The organism is Pontibacillus salipaludis (assembly GCF_014642405.1).
Classification (GTDB): Bacteria; Bacillota; Bacilli; order Bacillales; family BH030062; genus Pontibacillus; species Pontibacillus salipaludis.
On record NZ_BMIN01000003.1, the window covers coordinates 226,455 to 244,309 of the forward strand.

General features: G+C 39.2%; 16 protein-coding genes and 6 tRNA genes. 17 read left to right on the top strand and 5 right to left on the bottom strand.

What is annotated here, in order from left to right; genetic code table 11:
- Window positions 1-212: 212 nt before the first annotated feature.
- Both IEW76_RS05055 and IEW76_RS05060 read right to left on the bottom strand, forming a co-directional pair.
- The gene (locus IEW76_RS05055) at window positions 213-1,112 is read right to left on the bottom strand and encodes a deoxyribonuclease IV (protein ID WP_188651500.1); all 900 of its coding nucleotides are present in this window, start codon (window positions 1,110-1,112) and stop codon (window positions 213-215) included.
- 120 nt (window positions 1,113-1,232) lie between these two features.
- The gene (locus IEW76_RS05060) at window positions 1,233-1,505 is read right to left on the bottom strand and encodes a DUF2624 domain-containing protein (RefSeq protein ID WP_229721135.1); all 273 of its coding nucleotides are present in this window, start codon (window positions 1,503-1,505) and stop codon (window positions 1,233-1,235) included.
- A gap of 197 nt (window positions 1,506-1,702) precedes the next feature.
- Between IEW76_RS05060 and IEW76_RS05065 the strand changes: the two genes are divergently transcribed.
- Both IEW76_RS05065 and IEW76_RS05070 read left to right on the top strand, forming a co-directional pair.
- The gene (locus tag IEW76_RS05065) at window positions 1,703-2,410 is read left to right on the top strand and encodes a transglycosylase SLT domain-containing protein (RefSeq protein ID WP_229721124.1); all 708 of its coding nucleotides are present in this window, start codon (window positions 1,703-1,705) and stop codon (window positions 2,408-2,410) included.
- Window positions 2,411-2,602: 192 nt separating this feature from the next.
- Window positions 2,603-3,070, top strand: coding sequence for a DUF4190 domain-containing protein (locus IEW76_RS05070; RefSeq protein WP_188651504.1), 468 nt, complete (start codon window positions 2,603-2,605; stop codon window positions 3,068-3,070).
- A gap of 37 nt (window positions 3,071-3,107) precedes the next feature.
- Here IEW76_RS05070 and ispG read toward each other — a convergent pair whose 3' ends face one another.
- Window positions 3,108-4,220 (bottom strand): flavodoxin-dependent (E)-4-hydroxy-3-methylbut-2-enyl-diphosphate synthase, encoded by a 1,113-nt coding sequence (gene ispG / locus IEW76_RS05075; RefSeq protein WP_036785833.1) that lies wholly within the window; start codon window positions 4,218-4,220, stop codon window positions 3,108-3,110.
- A gap of 101 nt (window positions 4,221-4,321) precedes the next feature.
- Entirely contained in the window at window positions 4,322-4,708 is a 387-nt protein-coding gene (gene yqfZ / locus IEW76_RS05080) for a protein YqfZ (RefSeq protein WP_188651506.1), read from the bottom strand.
- Window positions 4,709-4,835: 127 nt separating this feature from the next.
- Here yqfZ and IEW76_RS05085 point away from each other — a divergent pair, with 127 nt between their 5' ends.
- On the top strand, window positions 4,836-5,462 hold the full coding sequence (locus IEW76_RS05085; RefSeq protein ID WP_229721125.1) for an NfeD family protein: 627 nt from the start codon (window positions 4,836-4,838) through the stop codon (window positions 5,460-5,462).
- A 357-nt stretch (window positions 5,463-5,819) separates the two neighbouring features.
- Window positions 5,820-7,310 carry a methyl-accepting chemotaxis protein gene (locus tag IEW76_RS05090; protein ID WP_188651508.1) on the top strand — a complete coding sequence of 497 codons (1,491 nt, stop codon included), beginning with the start codon at window positions 5,820-5,822 and terminating at the stop codon, window positions 7,308-7,310.
- Between the two features lie 32 nt (window positions 7,311-7,342).
- Here the strand turns inward: IEW76_RS05090 and IEW76_RS05095 are convergent, their stop codons facing one another.
- A complete protein-coding gene (locus IEW76_RS05095; RefSeq protein ID WP_188651511.1) occupies window positions 7,343-7,822 on the bottom strand; it encodes a DUF1189 family protein in 480 nt (159 codons plus the stop codon).
- 228 nt (window positions 7,823-8,050) lie between these two features.
- Between IEW76_RS05095 and IEW76_RS05100 the strand changes: the two genes are divergently transcribed.
- The 13 genes from IEW76_RS05100 (at window position 8,051) to pstC (ending at window position 17,854) form a co-directional block, all read left to right on the top strand.
- Window positions 8,051-9,706 carry a Na/Pi cotransporter family protein gene (locus tag IEW76_RS05100; RefSeq protein WP_188651513.1) on the top strand — a complete coding sequence of 552 codons (1,656 nt, stop codon included), beginning with the start codon at window positions 8,051-8,053 and terminating at the stop codon, window positions 9,704-9,706.
- A gap of 205 nt (window positions 9,707-9,911) precedes the next feature.
- Window positions 9,912-10,070 carry a hypothetical protein gene (locus IEW76_RS05105; RefSeq protein WP_188651515.1) on the top strand — a complete coding sequence of 53 codons (159 nt, stop codon included), beginning with the start codon at window positions 9,912-9,914 and terminating at the stop codon, window positions 10,068-10,070.
- Between the two features lie 190 nt (window positions 10,071-10,260).
- Window positions 10,261-10,335, top strand: a tRNA-Asn gene (locus IEW76_RS05110).
- A 2-nt stretch (window positions 10,336-10,337) separates the two neighbouring features.
- A tRNA-Met gene (locus IEW76_RS05115) sits at window positions 10,338-10,414 on the top strand.
- 86 nt (window positions 10,415-10,500) lie between these two features.
- Window positions 10,501-10,576, top strand: a tRNA-His gene (locus IEW76_RS05120).
- A gap of 7 nt (window positions 10,577-10,583) precedes the next feature.
- Window positions 10,584-10,660, top strand: a tRNA-Ile gene (locus IEW76_RS05125).
- Window positions 10,661-10,681: 21 nt separating this feature from the next.
- A tRNA-Ser gene (locus IEW76_RS05130) sits at window positions 10,682-10,774 on the top strand.
- Window positions 10,775-10,881: 107 nt separating this feature from the next.
- Window positions 10,882-10,957 (top strand) — tRNA-Phe (locus tag IEW76_RS05135).
- A 251-nt stretch (window positions 10,958-11,208) separates the two neighbouring features.
- The gene (locus tag IEW76_RS05140) at window positions 11,209-11,820 is read left to right on the top strand and encodes a superoxide dismutase (RefSeq protein ID WP_188651517.1); all 612 of its coding nucleotides are present in this window, start codon (window positions 11,209-11,211) and stop codon (window positions 11,818-11,820) included.
- A 191-nt stretch (window positions 11,821-12,011) separates the two neighbouring features.
- Window positions 12,012-13,286 (top strand): MFS transporter, encoded by a 1,275-nt coding sequence (locus IEW76_RS05145; RefSeq protein WP_188651519.1) that lies wholly within the window; start codon window positions 12,012-12,014, stop codon window positions 13,284-13,286.
- Between the two features lie 80 nt (window positions 13,287-13,366).
- Window positions 13,367-15,550, top strand: coding sequence for a peptidoglycan D,D-transpeptidase FtsI family protein (locus IEW76_RS05150; protein ID WP_188651521.1), 2,184 nt, complete (start codon window positions 13,367-13,369; stop codon window positions 15,548-15,550).
- Between the two features lie 255 nt (window positions 15,551-15,805).
- Window positions 15,806-16,804: a PstS family phosphate ABC transporter substrate-binding protein gene (locus IEW76_RS05155; protein ID WP_188651523.1), complete on the top strand. Its 999-nt coding sequence runs from the start codon at window positions 15,806-15,808 to the stop codon at window positions 16,802-16,804.
- 105 nt (window positions 16,805-16,909) lie between these two features.
- Window positions 16,910-17,854, top strand: a complete 945-nt coding sequence (gene pstC / locus IEW76_RS05160) for a phosphate ABC transporter permease subunit PstC (RefSeq protein WP_188651525.1) — start codon at window positions 16,910-16,912, stop codon at window positions 17,852-17,854.
- Window position 17,855: the final 1 nt, after the last annotated feature.

Consider the following 17,855-nt stretch of genomic DNA (forward strand, 5'->3'; position numbering starts at 1 on the left):
TAAAAAAAGCACCAAATTGCTAATGCAATTTGGTGCTTTTGCTTATTCACCTTAAATCAAACCTGGTTTGAAAGTGGTGATTTACTACAATGCAATATAAAAATATCGCGAAATAGGTTTAAAGTCACATCATAAAGGATAGTTAGTATAAAAGCATGGGTAAATTTAAAAACCATCACTTTGCGCAAATAGCAAAGTAATGGTTTTGTTTATTATGACTGTAGTAGTTCAGATCGCCAATCTGTAAAGGTTTGATTGCGCAAGCTCTCAATTTCATATTGATAAGGAGGTTTCTTATTCTTTTTATCTTCACCTACATAAGGAGTTTCAAGGATTTTAGGTCGATCAGAGAGTTGTGGATGATGAACAATATAATTTAAGGCGTCAAATCCGATATGTCCATAACCGATATTCTCGTGACGGTCTTTTCCTGCCCCGCGCTCGTTTTTACTGTCATTAATGTGAAGAACTTTTAGGCGATCTAACCCTATTGTTTTATCGAAATGGTTTAAAACGCCGTCAAAATCGTTGACGATATCGTAACCAGCATCATGTGTGTGACAAGTGTCAAAACACACGGACAAGTGTTCATTGTGCTTAACCCCGTCAATGATTTTAGCGATTTGCTCAAAGTTACGACCAATTTCGCTCCCTTTTCCAGCCATGGTTTCAAGTGCGATTTGACATGTTGTATTAGGGTGGTTCTCAAATACTTCATTTAAGCCTTTGATAATTTGATTGAGTCCTACTTCTTCACCTTGGCTGACGTGAGATCCTGGGTGTAATACGATTTGAGAAGCTTTTTGCAGGGCTTCTACTCGTTCAATCTCATTCGATAGGAAGTCAACGCCAAGCTCATATACGTGTGGTTTAACCGTATTACCTATATTGATAATATAAGCGGCGTGAACGACTAGCTCGTCGATGTTATGTTGGCTCATATGTTCAAGGCCTGCGTCTATATTCAATTCTTCAATGGCTTTTCTTTTTGTGTTTTGAGGGGCACCAGTGTACACCATAAATGTATTGGCACCATAAGATGCAGCCTCTTCACTTGCGCCTTGAAGCATTTTCTTTCCACTCATAGAAACGTGGGATCCTAGCTTTAGCATGCTTTGTCAGCTCCTTAGTAAACGTATAAGAATACAATATTTGCAACTTATACTACTATAAATAACTTGGCGCAGTTGGTCAAATAGAACACAAAAAGAAAAACGCCTTTATACAAGGCGTTAAAACCAGTGTGAAAGTCCGTTTTCTTTAATCATTTCCTGGAAGATCTTATTTACCTTTTGAGCCGTTTTAGGGTCCGTAATTTGGGCTAGTTTTTTCAGTGCTTTCATTCGATCTTTTTCGTCTAATGGATTGAGATTTGAATTTTTTAAAAAGGCTACAATCTCAGTAGCTTGGCTTTTCGTTAGGGGAACATTGAATTGACGGCTTTGCTCTAAGAGATCATGAACAGATAGATCTCTAATTTTTTGTTTTACTACTTGTGAGATCACTTTTTTCAAAACATCACCTCATTTGCGCAGTGCTATACATAATAGCCTATGAGCAGTGAATAGGAAATGTGTTAAAAAAATGGATGTATATGGATTTGAAGTGTTTTTATTGCATTTCAATATAAGTGTCGTTAATATAGTTTAGGTCCTTTCAACTCAACACTTATATAGAAAAATTTTAAAGAGGAGGGGATTTTGTGGATCGTGCAAGACCTTATGTGCAGCTACTTTTAGTTTGTTTATATATTACTTTGTTCTTTATTGTTGTTATGTATTTTTACGGAGAACAAACAAAAGAGCTTCAAGCAGAAAATGAAAACTTGCAAGCGCAGGTTAAAGATTTAGAATCCCAAAATCAGTACTTAAACGCTATGCCTACTGAGTTTAAAGAAAAAAACGGATATGACATGTGGCCCGGACTTGAAAAAACTGCCGATCGTATGGTTTCAGAAAGTGAGGGTGAATTTAACAAATCCTGGGCTCTATACTTAGCAAGAGAATCAAAACGCTATGATATCAATCCTTATCTTGTATATGAATTGCTAAAAGTCGAAACAGGTGGCACGTTTGATCCGACCCTTGTAGGGCCGGAAACTAAATATGGACATGCTTATGGTATGGCTCAATTTATGACCAATACAGCACCATGGATAGCGGATATGGGGGATCTACCTTATAAGAAAGAACTTCTATTTGATCCATATTATGCTATGCAATTATCGCTTATATATCTTGATTACCTTCACCATGAGTATGGCAATTGGGATGAAGCCCTAACTGCCTACCACCGAGGCATGGGAGGATTAGAAAAATATAAAGAAGAGAATGGACATGCCGAAAGTTGGTATGCTGTTGAAATACAGCAAAAAGCAAAAACACATGATGCAGTTGCTGTAGCGCCTTAATGTAGTTAGAAAGAGTCCTTTAGAGGGCTCTTTTTTTATGAAAGAGAAAGAGCTTTGTTGGTGGTGAATGGTAAAGATAGGGAACTTTCGGCTTTTTAGTTAGGTACCTGATTCATGAAAAATGTACCATCATAGTTCTTCTTAATTTCTCACAAGCTAAGTGTGCACCTCTACAGAAAGCGAGGGATGTATATGGAATATGAAGATAAGCATAAAAAAGAAAACCACGATCATAAAGAACACGTTGAAGAAGGACCTCACTATGGTGATGAAAAAGAGAGTGAGATGAAAAGGATTGATGATGGTCAATCTTACGATGAAGCTTATAATGAGGTAGAGGTAGCTGAAGGTGGAGTTTACGCCGGAACTGGTGACGTAGAATTCGCTCAAGAAGCAGCCATTGATGCTAATACGGTTCGTGAACCGATTAAATCTGACGAGAAAGAATCTGATATGGACAATGATGTTCATGCAGGAATGGGATGGTTAGCGGTAGTTCTTTCAGTTGTCTCTTTCTTTATCTTACCAGTAATTCTTGGGGCTGCAGGAATTATTGTTGGATTTATGGCAAGGCGCAGAGGTGCAGAGACGCTCGGGAACACTGCGATTGTAGCTGGGGCTATATCTGTAGTTCTCTCTCTTGTATTTGCTCCATTTTAAAAAAAAGCTGGCCAAATGGCCAGCTTTTTTGAATGAATTATTTTGCTTCTGCTTCAGCAGCTTCTTTCGCCTTCTCAGCAAAGTACTCTTCAGCAATACGATCGACTTCTTTTTTAAGTTCATCGACCATGGTTTCCTCAGGAACTTTACGGATGATTTCTCCGTGTCGGAATAACAATCCTTCTCCTCGTGCACCAGCGATACCAATATCGGCTTCGCGTGCTTCCCCTGGACCGTTAACAGCACATCCTAGTACGGCTACTTTAATAGGAGCTTTAATTGTGGAGATGTACTCTTCAACTTCATTCGCAATTGAAATTAAATCAATTTCAATACGGCCGCAAGTTGGGCACGAAATTAAAGTGGCTGCATTATCAGCGAGTGCGAACGATTTTAATAGTTCGCGACCTACTTTAACTTCTTCAACTGGATCTGCACTTAGTGAAATACGCATTGTGCTTCCTATCCCTTTATTAAGGATAGCGCCTAAACCAGCAGAACTTTTAACAGTTCCGGCAAATTGTGTACCAGATTCTGTAATTCCTAGGTGTAATGGATAAGAAATCTGTTCAGCTGCTTTCTCATAAGCATCGATAGCCAAGCGTACATCAGATGCTTTCAACGATACAATAATATCGTGGAAGTCTAATTCTTCTAAGATTTGAATGTGGTGTAAAGCACTTTCCACCATGCCCTCAGCTGTTGGGAAACCGTATTTCTGCAAGATACGTTTCTCAAGTGAACCTGCGTTAACCCCAATTCGGATCGGCACGCCTTTAGCTTTAGCTGCATTTACAACAGCTTCAACTTTCCAGCGTTTTCCGATGTTACCTGGGTTAATACGGATCTTGTCTGCTCCACCTTCAATTGCTTTCAATGCTAATTTATAGTCAAAGTGAATATCGACTACGAGTGGAATGTTAATTCGTTTTTTTATCTCAGAAATAGCGTCAGCAGCTCGCTCATCTGGGCAAGCAACGCGGACGACCTGACAACCAGCTTCTTCTAGTCTTTCGATTTCAGCAACAGTTGCTTCTACATCATGTGTCTTTGTTGTGGTCATTGACTGAATGACAACTTTATTGCTTCCACCAATCACAAGGTCGCCTACGCGTACAGGACGCGTATCTTTTCTGTGTGTTATAGGCATATAATCGCTCCTTTTTACAAATGCGATGTTTCATGATTATAAAGATACCACACTCATTATAAGGGCAAACGAAAAAAATATGAAGTCACGAGTCTTCAAATTTACGAATGTTTTTCGTTTTTGTGGTAATAAGGGAACAAGTAGATCTGATTCATTTTTATGGTGTTGGGATCTTGTCCTTTGTTAATGGATTCAAAATCAGCAAGCATTTGATCAATTGTAACAGGTGGACCATCCTGGTTTAACTTCTCCATGATAGATAAAACAGTGTCCCCTGCTTTGACACGGTGTTCAATAACGCGGAAACGCTCCTGTTCAGAACTAGTGTCTGAGCTCTTTGGTGATTCTTGATTTTCACTTGCTTCTTGATCTTCGGCTTTGGAGACAAGTTCCTTAGGAAAAGTACCGGTAGTCAGATCATGTCCAATACTAACAAAAAACAGAACCATTGTAACAATGAAAAGCATTCTTTTCAGAATTGGATTCACTTTGCTCACTCCCTTTTGGCCTGTAGTAATAGTTCTACAAATAAATGAATTTCCATTCTTTTTTTGAAACAAAATCATGAAATCAAACGTATATTTATATAAATATGACAAAAAGGGGTGAACGGCTGTGATTGCAATAGATGCTGCCTGGATTGCTTTAGTAATAACGGGACTTGGCACTTTATTTTTATTTGGAGAATTGTTAGTCAACATGAGGGGCATTTTTGGTGTCGTTGGCATTGCTTTTATCACGTTTTACTTTCTAACGCACTTAGACCCGAGCATGTTCGTCATTATGATGATTGTATATGTCATTAGTCTTGCTCTGATTATTTTGGATGCTAAGGTCATCAATGATGGTACTCTTACAACTGTGGGGAGTATCAGTATGCTGCTCGTAGTTGGTATGAGTGCTCCTGACTGGGTAACAGGAGCTTATGGAGTGTGCGGTGTCCTTATTGGTGCCATCAGCTCTTTGTTATTTCTGAGAGTATTTCCAAAAAGGGATTTATGGACAAAGATTACGCTCGTTGACAAGCTCTCCTCAGAAGCGGGTTACAATTCGATGAATGAAAGCTACACGAACTTAAGTGGGCAGAAAGGGATCACCCTTACGCAGTTAAGGCCTGTAGGGACAATTAAAATCGGGGAGCAGGAATATAGCGCTGTTTCAAATGGACATTGGATTGAAAAGGATGAAGAAATTGTAGTTGAACAAGTAGATGGGACTAGAATCCTGGTCAAAAAGACATAAAATTTACGTTAATTTAAGTGCATTTTTACACTCCGTTAATAGTTAACATTCATACTCTTCGGTGTATAAGAAATATTTTCTAACGGGGTGTTAGGAGTGCCATTATTTAGACGTTTTTCATTTTTTAAAAGAATACAACCTAACAAGCTTAAGGAGCGCCTTAAAAAAGTTCCTCGACCACATTTTATGACGCTTTCTTTTCAAGCTAGGGTTTCCTTAGTTATATGTGTACTTTTTTTAGGTTCTATCTCTCTGGTTAGTTGGCTATCTTATTCTAAAGCCAAAGAAAGCCAGCTTGAATTAGTTAGAGATCGCCTAGAACGTGAGGTTGATGTAACGAGGGAGAATGCTGAAAATATGATGTTTGCGTTAGTAGGTGAAGAACAAGTCTTCAAAGAGCGTATGAGGGAGTATATATCTTCTCAGCAATTTGAATTGGTGCAAGATGGTTTTTCAGCGTCTACAAACTTAATTACTCAAGATGGGGTAGACTCATATCCATTGAAACAATCAAATCAAGCTTCATTCGATGGATCGCTAATCAAAGAAATTAGAGCTGAGGAAAACGGTTCTTGTATTGCGTCGTGGAAAGGTGAGGACTACATATTTGCCTACGGTTCAGTACAAGAACTTAAAGGAATATTCCTGATCGGTGTACCTGTAGCGGACTACATGTATTCCGTTCATCAATTAGCAAAATACTCGTTAACAGCGGGAGTCATTTCTTTGATCGGTGTATTCATATTTGTTTTTTATTTTATGCGTAAGATGTTTAAACCACTATTAACTCTCCAAGATGTCATGCGTAAAGCTAGAGAAGGGATATTTACTCAACCTTATACTGTCCATTCAAGTATTCCAGAGATACGGTCATTATCGAAAAGCTATCAGGAACTCATGCATACAATTACTGAGATGCTTGATAACATACAAACTGCTGTCTATTCTCTTGGGGGAACAAATGATGAGTTATCAGCTTCTTCTGAGCAGTTAGCTTTGTCTCAGTCTGATATGAAAGAAGAGTTACATAAGGTAATTAAAGGTACAGAGAGCACTGAAGGAGCATTTGAAGAACAGACGGATGTATTTGAGAAACTAAAACATTCATTACATATCCTCTTACAATCTTTCAATGAAATGTATCAGGATCAGCAGGAAATGAATAAGTCAGTTCAAGAAGGGAATAAAGGCGTTTCTTCAATAATGGATACACTAGATACGTATCATGAAGGGTTCAAGCAGATGACTTCAAAAATTAATGAGTTTGAAGCATATACCGTTACTATTGGAGAAGCTGGTAAGGTGATTCAGGAAATCGCTGAACGTACAAAGCTCTTAGCCTTAAACGCCACAATTGAAGCAGCGCGAGCAGGTGAAGAGGGGAAAGGGTTTGCCGTAGTGGCTGGTGAGGTAAGAAAACTTGCTGATAATTCAAAAGAAGCGGCTCTTGAAATCAATGATAAGATGAATCAGACACTCAGCATCAGTCATTATTTAGCTTCAGAATTCCATGAGATGTATGAGCAACTTACAATGCATTTAGACTACGCGCACCATTCGAAAGAATCATTTGATCAAATTTCTTCTTATATTGAATCATTTAATCGGAAGCTAGATCATTCAAAGGTGCAGGTTACACAAGCAGAAGAAATGTTGCCGAAAATGGAGGCGATCTTTACTGAATTTCATCAAACAACGCATGAAACCCTTCTATCTGCGAAGCAATTAGTGGATGCTGCTAACATGCAAGAAGCTCAAATGAATGAAACCAATGAAGTGAGAAATCAATTGGTATCTGTATCACAAGAACTTGGAGCCATTGCGGAAAATAAAAATAAAGCAATTTAAAAAAATCTGAAGTCATATGACTTCAGATTTTTTTATGTAGTCCTGTGTTTAGGCTTAGGTATCGATTGTAAAATAACATATAGGATGATTGTGGATATGGCCATATAGATGACATAGTCTCCTGCTAAAATGAAACCAAAATTTTCGACGATAGCTAATAATAAGGTCGGAATTGTTATTGCATAGGCGGATAATGCCCATGTGTGTCTATACTGAATATTGCGTTTTAAATAGGCGTTAATACCAAGTCCAATAAATGCAAGGATTGATACGTCAAAGAACTTGATGCTCGTACTTATAACATACAAAATGATGAGCTCAACTGGTAAAGGGAGTGCTCCGATAGAAGCGGTAGAGCGTGTGCCAAATATAACCCCTAGCAGGACAGGAATCATGGTTAGAAGGGTGAGGAAAAATAGATAACCGATTGGCTTTCCAACCTTTAACATCCTAAAGGCTGACACCCTTTTAAACGAATAAAGGCTATATAAAAATTGCTGTGATAATTTCATATTTCTACCACCTACTCTTTGTTTATCAATTCTATAATAGCGAACCTTTTTTGCACTAAGCAATAGAAAAAGGAGAGAAAGCTATAAAAAACATCAGTTTTTTTACCCGAATGTTAAGCTTATGTAAATTTTCGATAGATTAGGGTGAATTCCCTTTACAAAACGTTTACCTTTAATTAATAATGGTTGAGGGTTTTAAAAAACTACACAAATAGACAAAAATCTTGGATGAGGGGAGCATTATTTGTGGAAGGTATTAATGTTCAAGAGATGATCTTTCAATTTGTTGGTGGTTTAGGAATTTTCCTATTCGGACTTAAATACATGGGGGACGGTCTTCAGAAATCTGCTGGTGATCGCCTTCGAGATATTCTAGACAAATTCACCACGAATCCGTTTATGGGTGTCCTAGCTGGTATGCTTGTGACAATGTTAATTCAAAGTAGTTCCGGTACAACAGTATTAACCGTTGGACTTGTGAACGCTGGATTTATGACCTTGCGTCAGGCCATCGGAGTAATTATGGGTGCCAATATTGGTACCACGGTAACAGCTTTCATAATTGGTATCGAAATAAAAGAATACGGGTTACCAATTTTGGCAGTAGGTGCATTACTACTATTCTTCTTTAAGAGCAAAAAAGTTACGTACTTGGGTCAAACGCTATTTGGTTTTGGTGCATTGTTCTATGGACTAAAGCTAATGGGAAATGGTATGAAACCATTACGTAGCCTTGAAGCGTTCCAAGACTTAACGGTTAGCATGAGTGAGCAGCCGATCTTAGGTGTTGTAATTGGTACGTTGTTTACTGTTGTCGTACAGAGTTCAAGTGCAACGATCGGTGTACTACAAGGGCTATTTGAACAAGGTGCTATAGATATATACGCGGCAATTCCTGTTCTATTTGGTGATAACATTGGTACAACCATTACAGCAGTTCTAGCGTCAATTGGAGCTAGTGTAGCAGCAAAACGTGCGGCATTTACGCACGTGATATTTAACGTAATAGGTACCACTGTTTTCTTATTGTTATTAAAAGTTTATATTCCGTTTATCGAATATCTACGAGACTTAGTGGGTCTTAACGAAGCGATGACAATTGCGTTTGCCCATGGTATCTTTAACTTCTCCAATATGCTTGTACAGTTCCCGTTCATTGGTGCATTAGCATACATTGTGACGAAGCTAATCCCTGGAGAGGACACAGCTGTGGATCAAAAGCCTAAGCATTTGGATCCGATCTTCATCGAGCAGTCTCCATCTCTTGCCTTAGACCAGGCAAAAGAAGAAGTTATGAGAATGGGTGACTTTGCCTATAGAGGTTTAGAAGAGACGAGCCACTATTTAAATAACCATCAGCGTAAGCACGCTGATATGGCGTTGCAATATGAAGAGGCGCTTAATAATTTAGATCGCAACATTACAGAGTATTTAGTTAGCTTATCAAGCTATTCACTAACTGAATTAGAAAGTCATAAACACTCTGCCCTTATAGATTCCGTACGTGATATCGAACGTATTGGAGATCACTTCGAGAACCTTATTGAACTTGTTGACTATAAGATCTCTAATAAAGTGCATCTTACAGAACAAGCTCAAGAAGACTTAAATGATATGATTAACCTAACTCTAATTACTGTAAAACAAGCTATGAAAGCTTTAGAAACAATGGATCGTGAAGAAGCACTTGCCGTTGTTCAAAAAGAAAACCAGATTGACCAATATGAACGATCTTATCGTAAGAAGCATATTCTTCGTATGAATGAGGGAGTATGTACAGGCCCTGCTGGTATCGTATTTGTTGATATTATTAGTAACCTAGAGCGTATTGGTGATCACGCTGTAAACATTGCAGAAGAAGTGTTAGGCGGAAAACAGAGTTAATTCCTTTTACAAAAGCCCAAAGCATTTGCTTTGGGCTTTTCTTTGTTAATTGGGAACTACTCGATTGGCGTGGAGAAATACTTATGAGGAGTGTGGGGACGGGGGCTAGCCGTGAAAGAGTCTGGACGTGCAGCTGGAGTGAGCGTCGGGACGAGCGTCTGTAGTGGCGGAACGAGCCGCAAAAGAGTAGAGAAGAGGTGTTGTAGTGTCAGAACGACCGACAAAAGAGTCGAGACGAGCGCCAGTAGTGTCAGGACGACCAGCAAAAGAGTCAAGACAAGCGCCAGTAGTGTCGCAACTAGAGTCAAAAGTGTCCGGACGCACCGTAGCCCTTCTCAAAGAGATTCGTTCCCAGCACGTATAAAACCGAACTACAGATTCCACAAAGGACAAGTAAAGAAAAAAATTAAAGTTTTTATTAAAAAACCCTTGTACTAAGAGGGCATACCATGCTATATTATTCGTGTTGCTTCATTTGGGAGCAAAAAAGTTGTTGACACTCTCAGCAATGCATGATACATTATATTGTGTCGTTAAAGAGACGTTTTAATTATTCCAACGTAGCTCAGTGGTAGAGCTATCGGCTGTTAACCGATCGGTCGCAGGTTCGAATCCTGCCGTTGGAGCCAATGGCGGTGTAGCTCAGCTGGCGAGAGCGTACGGTTCATACCCGTGAGGTCGGGGGTTCGATCCCCTCCGCCGCTACCATACATAAATTGTTTTTCTTACTAAATAACATAAACACAGTTCATGTTATAAAGAACAATCATGAAATAGACAACTTAAGAATTATGGCGGTTGTGGCGAAGTGGTTAACGCACCGGATTGTGGCTCCGGCACTCGTGGGTTCGATCCCCATCAATCGCCCCATAAGATTGGACCCTTAGCTCAGCTGGTTAGAGCTATCGGCTCATAACCGATCGGTCGCAGGTTCGAGTCCTGCAGGGTCCACCAATCTTAGTCATATTTTAGCTCGGAGGAGTACCCAAGTTCGGCTGAAGGGAGCGGTCTTGAAAACCGCCAGGGGGTTAACGCCCCGCGGGGGTTCGAATCCCTCCTCCTCCGCCATTATTATTTTCTTCTTAAGAACGGAAGTCAGATCACGTTCTTTTTTATTTTCTAAATGACTTATCATTTAGTTGATATAATCATATTTCGATAAGCGGAATAAAAATGGCTCGGTAGCTCAGTCGGTAGAGCAACGGACTGAAAATCCGTGTGTCGGCGGTTCGATTCCGTCCCGAGCCACCATTTACATAAGTGTCATTCAAAAACAAGCATAAATGCTTGTCTTTTTTTTGCTCAATTTGAGCAATATGAAACATTCATTTTATGTTTTAAATTTTGGAGAAAAGGTTATTATATCTATGTGCGCGTTGAAGCCTATTTGTGATGCATAACATTTGCAGATGGCTTGGACCTTTGATACGCTTACAATGTAACCTTCATGACCGGCTTGGTACTAGGAAGGATCTACATACTATTTAAGGAGGAGATTCAAAATGGCTAAATTTGAATTACCAGAATTACCTTACGCATATGATGCGCTTGAACCTCATATTGACAAGGAAACAATGAACATTCACCACACTAAACACCACGCAGGTTACGTTAATAAGCTTAACAATGCTTTAGAAGGTCATGCTGATCTTCAAGATAAATCACTTGATGCACTAATTGCTGACCTAAACGCAGTACCAGAAGACATCCGTACAGCGGTTCGTCGTAACGGTGGCGGTCACTCTAACCACTCTCTATTCTGGACAATCATGTCCCCAAATGGTGGCGGTGAGCCAACAGGCGAATTAGCTGACGCGATTAACAGCAAATTCGGAAGCTACGATGAATTCAAAGAAAAATTCGCAGCTACAGCAGCTGGACGCTTCGGTTCTGGTTGGGCTTGGTTAGTAGTTAATAACGGTGAAATTGAATTAATGGACACATTAAACCAAGATTCACCAATTATGGAAGGCAAAACGCCGATCCTTGGTCTTGATGTTTGGGAGCACGCTTATTACCTGAACTATCAAAACCGTCGTCCTGACTATATTGCAGCATTCTGGAATGTAGTAAACTGGGACGAAGTTGCAAAGCGTTACGCTGCAGCTAAATAATATATCCTAATTAAAACAAGTAAAATCCTGAACTTCTATTATAGAGGTTCAGGATTTTTTTGTTGGGAAAGTTTATTCACTTGTTCATTCTCTTTGTGGTGTACGTTACCCGTTTCTTGTTACTTGGGTGTATTAAGGTATAAGTGCCTCCTATTTGAAAACACTAAAGACAGAGTAGGAGGCGTTTAGAAATGAAGAAAGGATTAAACGCAATTTTAGGTGAAGTCGAAGTAACCCGAGATTTAATTCTTTTGCTATCAATTGGAGGACTCTATGCGTTAGGGATCTTCTTGTCCAATACATTTGTGAATATTTACTTATGGAAGCAATCAGGGGAATATGTGGCGATTGCGCTCTACAATTTATCCATTTACATTATGCAGCCTTTAACGTTTATATTAGCGGGGCGGTGGGCCAAACGAATGGATCGTGTAATCGTATTGCGACTTGGCGTTATATTCCTCTCTTTATTTTTCTTAACTGTATTATTCTTCGGGGAGCAGGCAGCGAATTATAAAATCGTACTAGGCTCCGTCTTGGGAATAGGTTATGGATTCTACTGGTTGGCTTTTAATGTGTTAACGTTTGAAATTACAGAGCCGGATACAAGAGACTTTTTCAACGGCTTTTTAGGTTTGTTGCAATCTTTTGGAGGAATGATTGGCCCGATTTTAGCGGGTTTTATTATCTCCAGATTAACAGCGAACACGGGATATACGGTAATCTTTACAATATCCCTTAGCTTGTTCGTGCTTGCTGTAGTATGTAGTTTCTTCCTTAAAAGAAGATCTGCTGAAGGCAATTTCTCTTTTAAAAGGATCATACATGAACGAAAAAGGGATCGTAACTGGAACAAAATATTGTATGCTCATACTTTCCAAGGACTCCGAGAAGGAACGTTCCTTTTTGTAATATCCATTTGGGTATTCATCACAACCCAAAGTGAACTAGCGCTAGGAACCTTTAACCTCGTATTTTCTGGTTTTGCATTCTTGTTTTATTACCTAGCTACTCGGTTTATAAAACCTAAACGACGGAAGTGGTCCATATTTGTTGGGGGATTAACGTTGTATTTGTCACTTTATTTAATTTTAATTCACTTAAGCTATCCCACACTTTTGATATATGCGGCTATTATAGGAATTGCGTATCCAATTCTGTTCGTCCCGTATATTTCGCTAACATATGATGTGATCGGAAAAGCTTGGCATGCCGGTGAAATGAGAATTGAATACATTGTTGTGAGGGAATTATTCCTAAACTTAGGTCGAGTTATTTCTATTGCGATATTTTTAACCGGAATTACTTTCTTTTCACCAGAAACTATTATTCCGTACATTTTAATGATTGTCGGCTCAGGGCATTTCATTATTTACTTTTTTATAAAGGATGTTCATTTTCCGGTTGATACGAAAGAGGAGTCGATTTTTGTAAAAAATAAGCTTGCTGACAATGATAATCGATAAACAGTCCTTCTGTTTTATAGTGAAATTTAGCCAAAAATGCTATAATAGCCTCAAAGTGTTTATTAGAGGAGGAGAGACTTATGGGGAAAAAGAACAAGAAAAAGAAGTCTCATCTTCCCTTTCGATTAAATGTGTTATTCTTTATTATCTTTCTCATGTTCTCAGGAGTCGTGTTAAAGCTCGGGATGGTACAAATCCTACACGGTGCTGAAGCACAAGAAGAGATTGATCGAACAACAAATGACACGACAAAGACACCAGTACCGAGAGGGAAGATGTATGATCGCTATGGGAATGTAATTGTGGATAATACACCACTTTACGCCATTACATACACACCACCGAAATCCACCAATCAGGCGAAGCATTTGGAGATTGCCAAAAAGTTAGCGCCTATGATTGAAAAAGATACAAAGAAAGTGACGCTTCGTGATAAGAAGGACTATTGGATCTTAGTGAATAACGAAGATAATAAGGCAATAAAAGAGAGATTATCTGAAGAGGAACAAACGTACACGGAAGAAGAGCAAGAGACAGATGCGGATACACCCTATGAAATTCTGTTAGATCGCATTGATCCAGAGCAAGACCTTCAATTTTCAGATGAAGAAATGGAAATTATTGCGATTAAGCGTGAATTAGATAGTGCTTATTCCCTTTCTCCTCACATCGTTAAGAATGAAGGCGTTACGCTAGAGGAGTACGCGACGGTTGCAGAAAACCTTGATAAACTCCCGGGTATTAATGTCAGTACGGATTGGCAAAGGGAATATCCATATGGTGACACGTTCCGTAACTATTTAGGCAGTGTAAGTATGTCTGGAGTTCCTAAGGATGAAAAAGAATACTTTATGTCTCTAGGCTATAGCCTTAATGATCGAGTAGGTACCAGTGGTTTAGAAGAACGTTATGAAATGGTACTTAAAGGTCAAAAGGAAAAAATTAAGCATACGGTTAACAGTGATCAAGAGGTTATTAACTCTGAAGTTGTTCAGGAAGGTACTCGCGGGAAAGATCTGAAATTGACTGTTGATATGGAACTTCAAAAACGGCTGGATGAAATTGTCCAGAAGCACTTAGAAAAAGCTATTACTCGTTATCCATACCAAAATCAGCATATGAGCGAGGCAATGGTTGTTATGATAGACCCAGACACGGGAGAAGTTCTGGCTGTTTCTGGTCAGAAATACAATCGTGGTGGAGATGGCGAAGAACCATATTTCCAAGATTTCTCTTTAGGGGCAATCACACAACAATATGCTCCCGGTTCAGCGGTTAAGGGAGCCACGGTGTTAGCGGGGTATAATTCTGGCGTTATCAGTTATGGTGAGTTTATAAACGACAATATTTCTATTAAATTTAAAGATTCTCCTGAAAAAGAATCCTATAAAGACCTAGGTACAATTAATGACATTCAGGCTCTAGAAAAATCTTCCAACGTATATATGTACAATATTGCAATTAGAATTGCTGGACACAGAAATTATGTACGAAATGAGACTATGAACTATACACCTGGGAGCTTTCAAGTTATGAGGGATTACTATAGTCAATTTGGTCTTGGGGTAAAGACTGGACTTGATATGCCGGCTGAAACTGAATCGGCAGGTTTGCAAGGGAAAGATTTTCAACCAGGTAACATTATGGACTTGGCAATCGGCCAGTACGATACCTATACGACAATGCAACTTGCTCAGTATGTATCGACAATCGCGAACGACGGCTACCGCATTCAGCCTCGCCTTGTAAGTGAAGTGCATGAACCTGATGTACAGGCGGAGGGAATAGGGCCAGTAGTTGAATCATATAGTCCAAACGTTTTAAACAAAATTTCTATGACGCAGAATGACATAGATCGAGTTAAATGGGGATTTGAAAGTGTGTTTCAATCTGGGGGTACCGCTTATAGCAATTTCGGTGAAGAAGTAGATTATTCAGTTGCAGGTAAAACCGGTACGGCAGAAGCCAAAGTTTATGACATTATACGAGATGATTACGGAAATGCCATCGGTGTGGGGGACTCGACAGATGTAGAGCACTTAACGCTTGTTGGATACTCTCCTGCAGAAGATCCTGAAGTAGCCTTTGCTGTTGTAGTTCCAAATACGGGGGTCATCGATGGATCTCCCCAATACCCAATCAACAAACACATCGGTCGCGATGCTATGGATGCGTATTATGATCTAAAAGAAAATCGAGCTGAAGCTATGGAAGAAAAAGAGCAATCTAATAAAGAATCTGAGGACGATTCAGCAGATCAATAATGAATAGAGAAAGTAGAGAGGGTTATGCAAATGCATAACCCTCTCTTTTTTTGTAGAAACTAATCGAAACTTCAAGCGGTATAAAACGGATGTGATAGGAGGGATAGAGGTTTTTTATACATCGAATTGATCAATTTACACAACCTTAACATTTCATTCATATGCCGTTAAAACTCTATCTGTAATATAAGCATTGTGAGTTGATCAAGCCCACTTGAACAACAAAATTCAACATTTATTTAGGGGGAAAAAGAAATGAAAAGTTTCAAGCATTTAGCACTTATCTTCACTCTTATCCTTGCTCTTGGAGCTCTTGCAGCTTGCGGAAGCAGCGAAGGTGAGAATGAAGAAGATACTTCAAATGGTGATACACAATCTGAAACAGACGGTGGAGAAGCACTTTCAGGTGATGTGAAAGTAGCAGGTTCTTCTACTGTTTACCCTATGGCCCTTTACGTTCAAGAGCGTTACGCAGCTAAAGAAGGCGACGTTAACGTAACACTACAATCTATCGGTTCTGGTGGTGGATTTGAAAAGTCCACTAAAGGTGAGATCGACCTATCTAATGCTTCTCGTCCGATTAAAGAAGAAGAAAAGAAAAAAGCTGAAGAAAACGATATTAACTTACATGAACTTACACTTGCATATGACGGACTTACTGTAGCAGTAAGTTCTGAAAATGACTTTGTTGAAAACTTAACAGTTGAACAACTAAGAAAAATCTTCCTTGACAGCTCTGACGCAAAGAAATGGTCTGACATTAATCCAGACTGGCCAGATGAAACAATCAAGATCTTCGCACCTGGTCATCAGTCAGGTACTTTCGATTACTTCAACGAAGTAATTCTTGAAGATAATGCAATGCGTGAAGATGGAGATGTACAAACATCTGAAGATGACAACACACTTGTTCGCGGTATTAAAAACAGTGAGTATGCAATCGGGTTCTTCGGTTATGCATATTACCTTCAAAACGAAGATTCTCTAAAAGCTCTAGGAATTCAAAATGGCGAAGACGCTGAGCCAGTGAAGCCATCTTCTGAATCCATTCAAAGTGGAGAATATGAGCCACTTTCTCGTCCACTATTCACATATGTTGTTGAAAGTGCACTAGAAAAGCCTCAAGTTTATGATTACACAATGTATATGCTTGAAAACGCAGGAGAAGCTGCTAAAGAAGTTGGATATGTTGCTCTTCCAGAAGAAAAATATCAAGAGCAAATTGATAAAGTTAAAGAGCTAGCTGGTAAATAAACATTAGCAAACTTCTTGGATAATTGGTTCTGTGTAAGGTGAGGGGACGGGTTGAAAGATGTTCCCCTCACTTTGCTATGTTCCAGATGAAAGGGGATTTCATAAATGGTTTCATCTAAAAATAAACAGGATGGGCTCTCAGTAAGTGAGAGGATTGAGAAAAATAAACAATCGAATAGCTCAACCGCGTTTGTAGAAAAATTAGTACCTAAACTTTTATTGCTGTGTGCCACACTATCGGTACTTGTAACATTAGGAATACTATATACGTTATTATCTGAAACATTTACTTTCTTTAATGAGGTAAGTGTTATTGAATTCTTTACATCTACTCACTGGAATCCATGGCGTGATTCATACGGCATTTTATCCTTAATTAGTGGAACGTTGCTAATTACCGTAACTGCTATGATCATTGCAATTCCACTAGGAGTAGCCTCAGCTATATTCTTGAGTGAATATGCATCTGATAAAGTTAGAAGAATGCTTAAGCCTATTCTAGAAGTACTTGCTGGAATTCCAACAGTTGTTTATGGTTTCTTTGCTTTAACCTTTGTAACGCCAATGTTGGATAAAATTATTCCAGGCCTTTCTTTCTTTAACGCATTAAGTGCAGGAATTGTTGTCGGTATCATGATTGTTCCAATGGTAGCTTCTTTAACGGAGGATGCGATGGGAGCTGTTCCAAATGTATTACGTGAAGGGGCAATGGCTCTTGGAGCAACAAGACTTGAAACAACAGTAAAAGTTGTTATACCAGCTGCATTATCTGGTATTGTAGCCTCATTCGCTCTTGCGATGTCTCGTGCGATTGGGGAAACCATGATTGTTGCTATTGCGGCAGGTGCAACTCCGAAGTTTTCATTTGACCCGACCCAATCCATTCAAACGATGACGGGGTACATTGTTCAAGTCTCAACAGGAGATGTTTCCTATGGTTCAACGATCTACTACAGCATTTACGCAGTAGGAACAACTCTATTCGTATTCACGTTAATCATGAACCTTCTTGCACAATATATTAGTCGAAGATTTAGAGAGGAGTACTAAT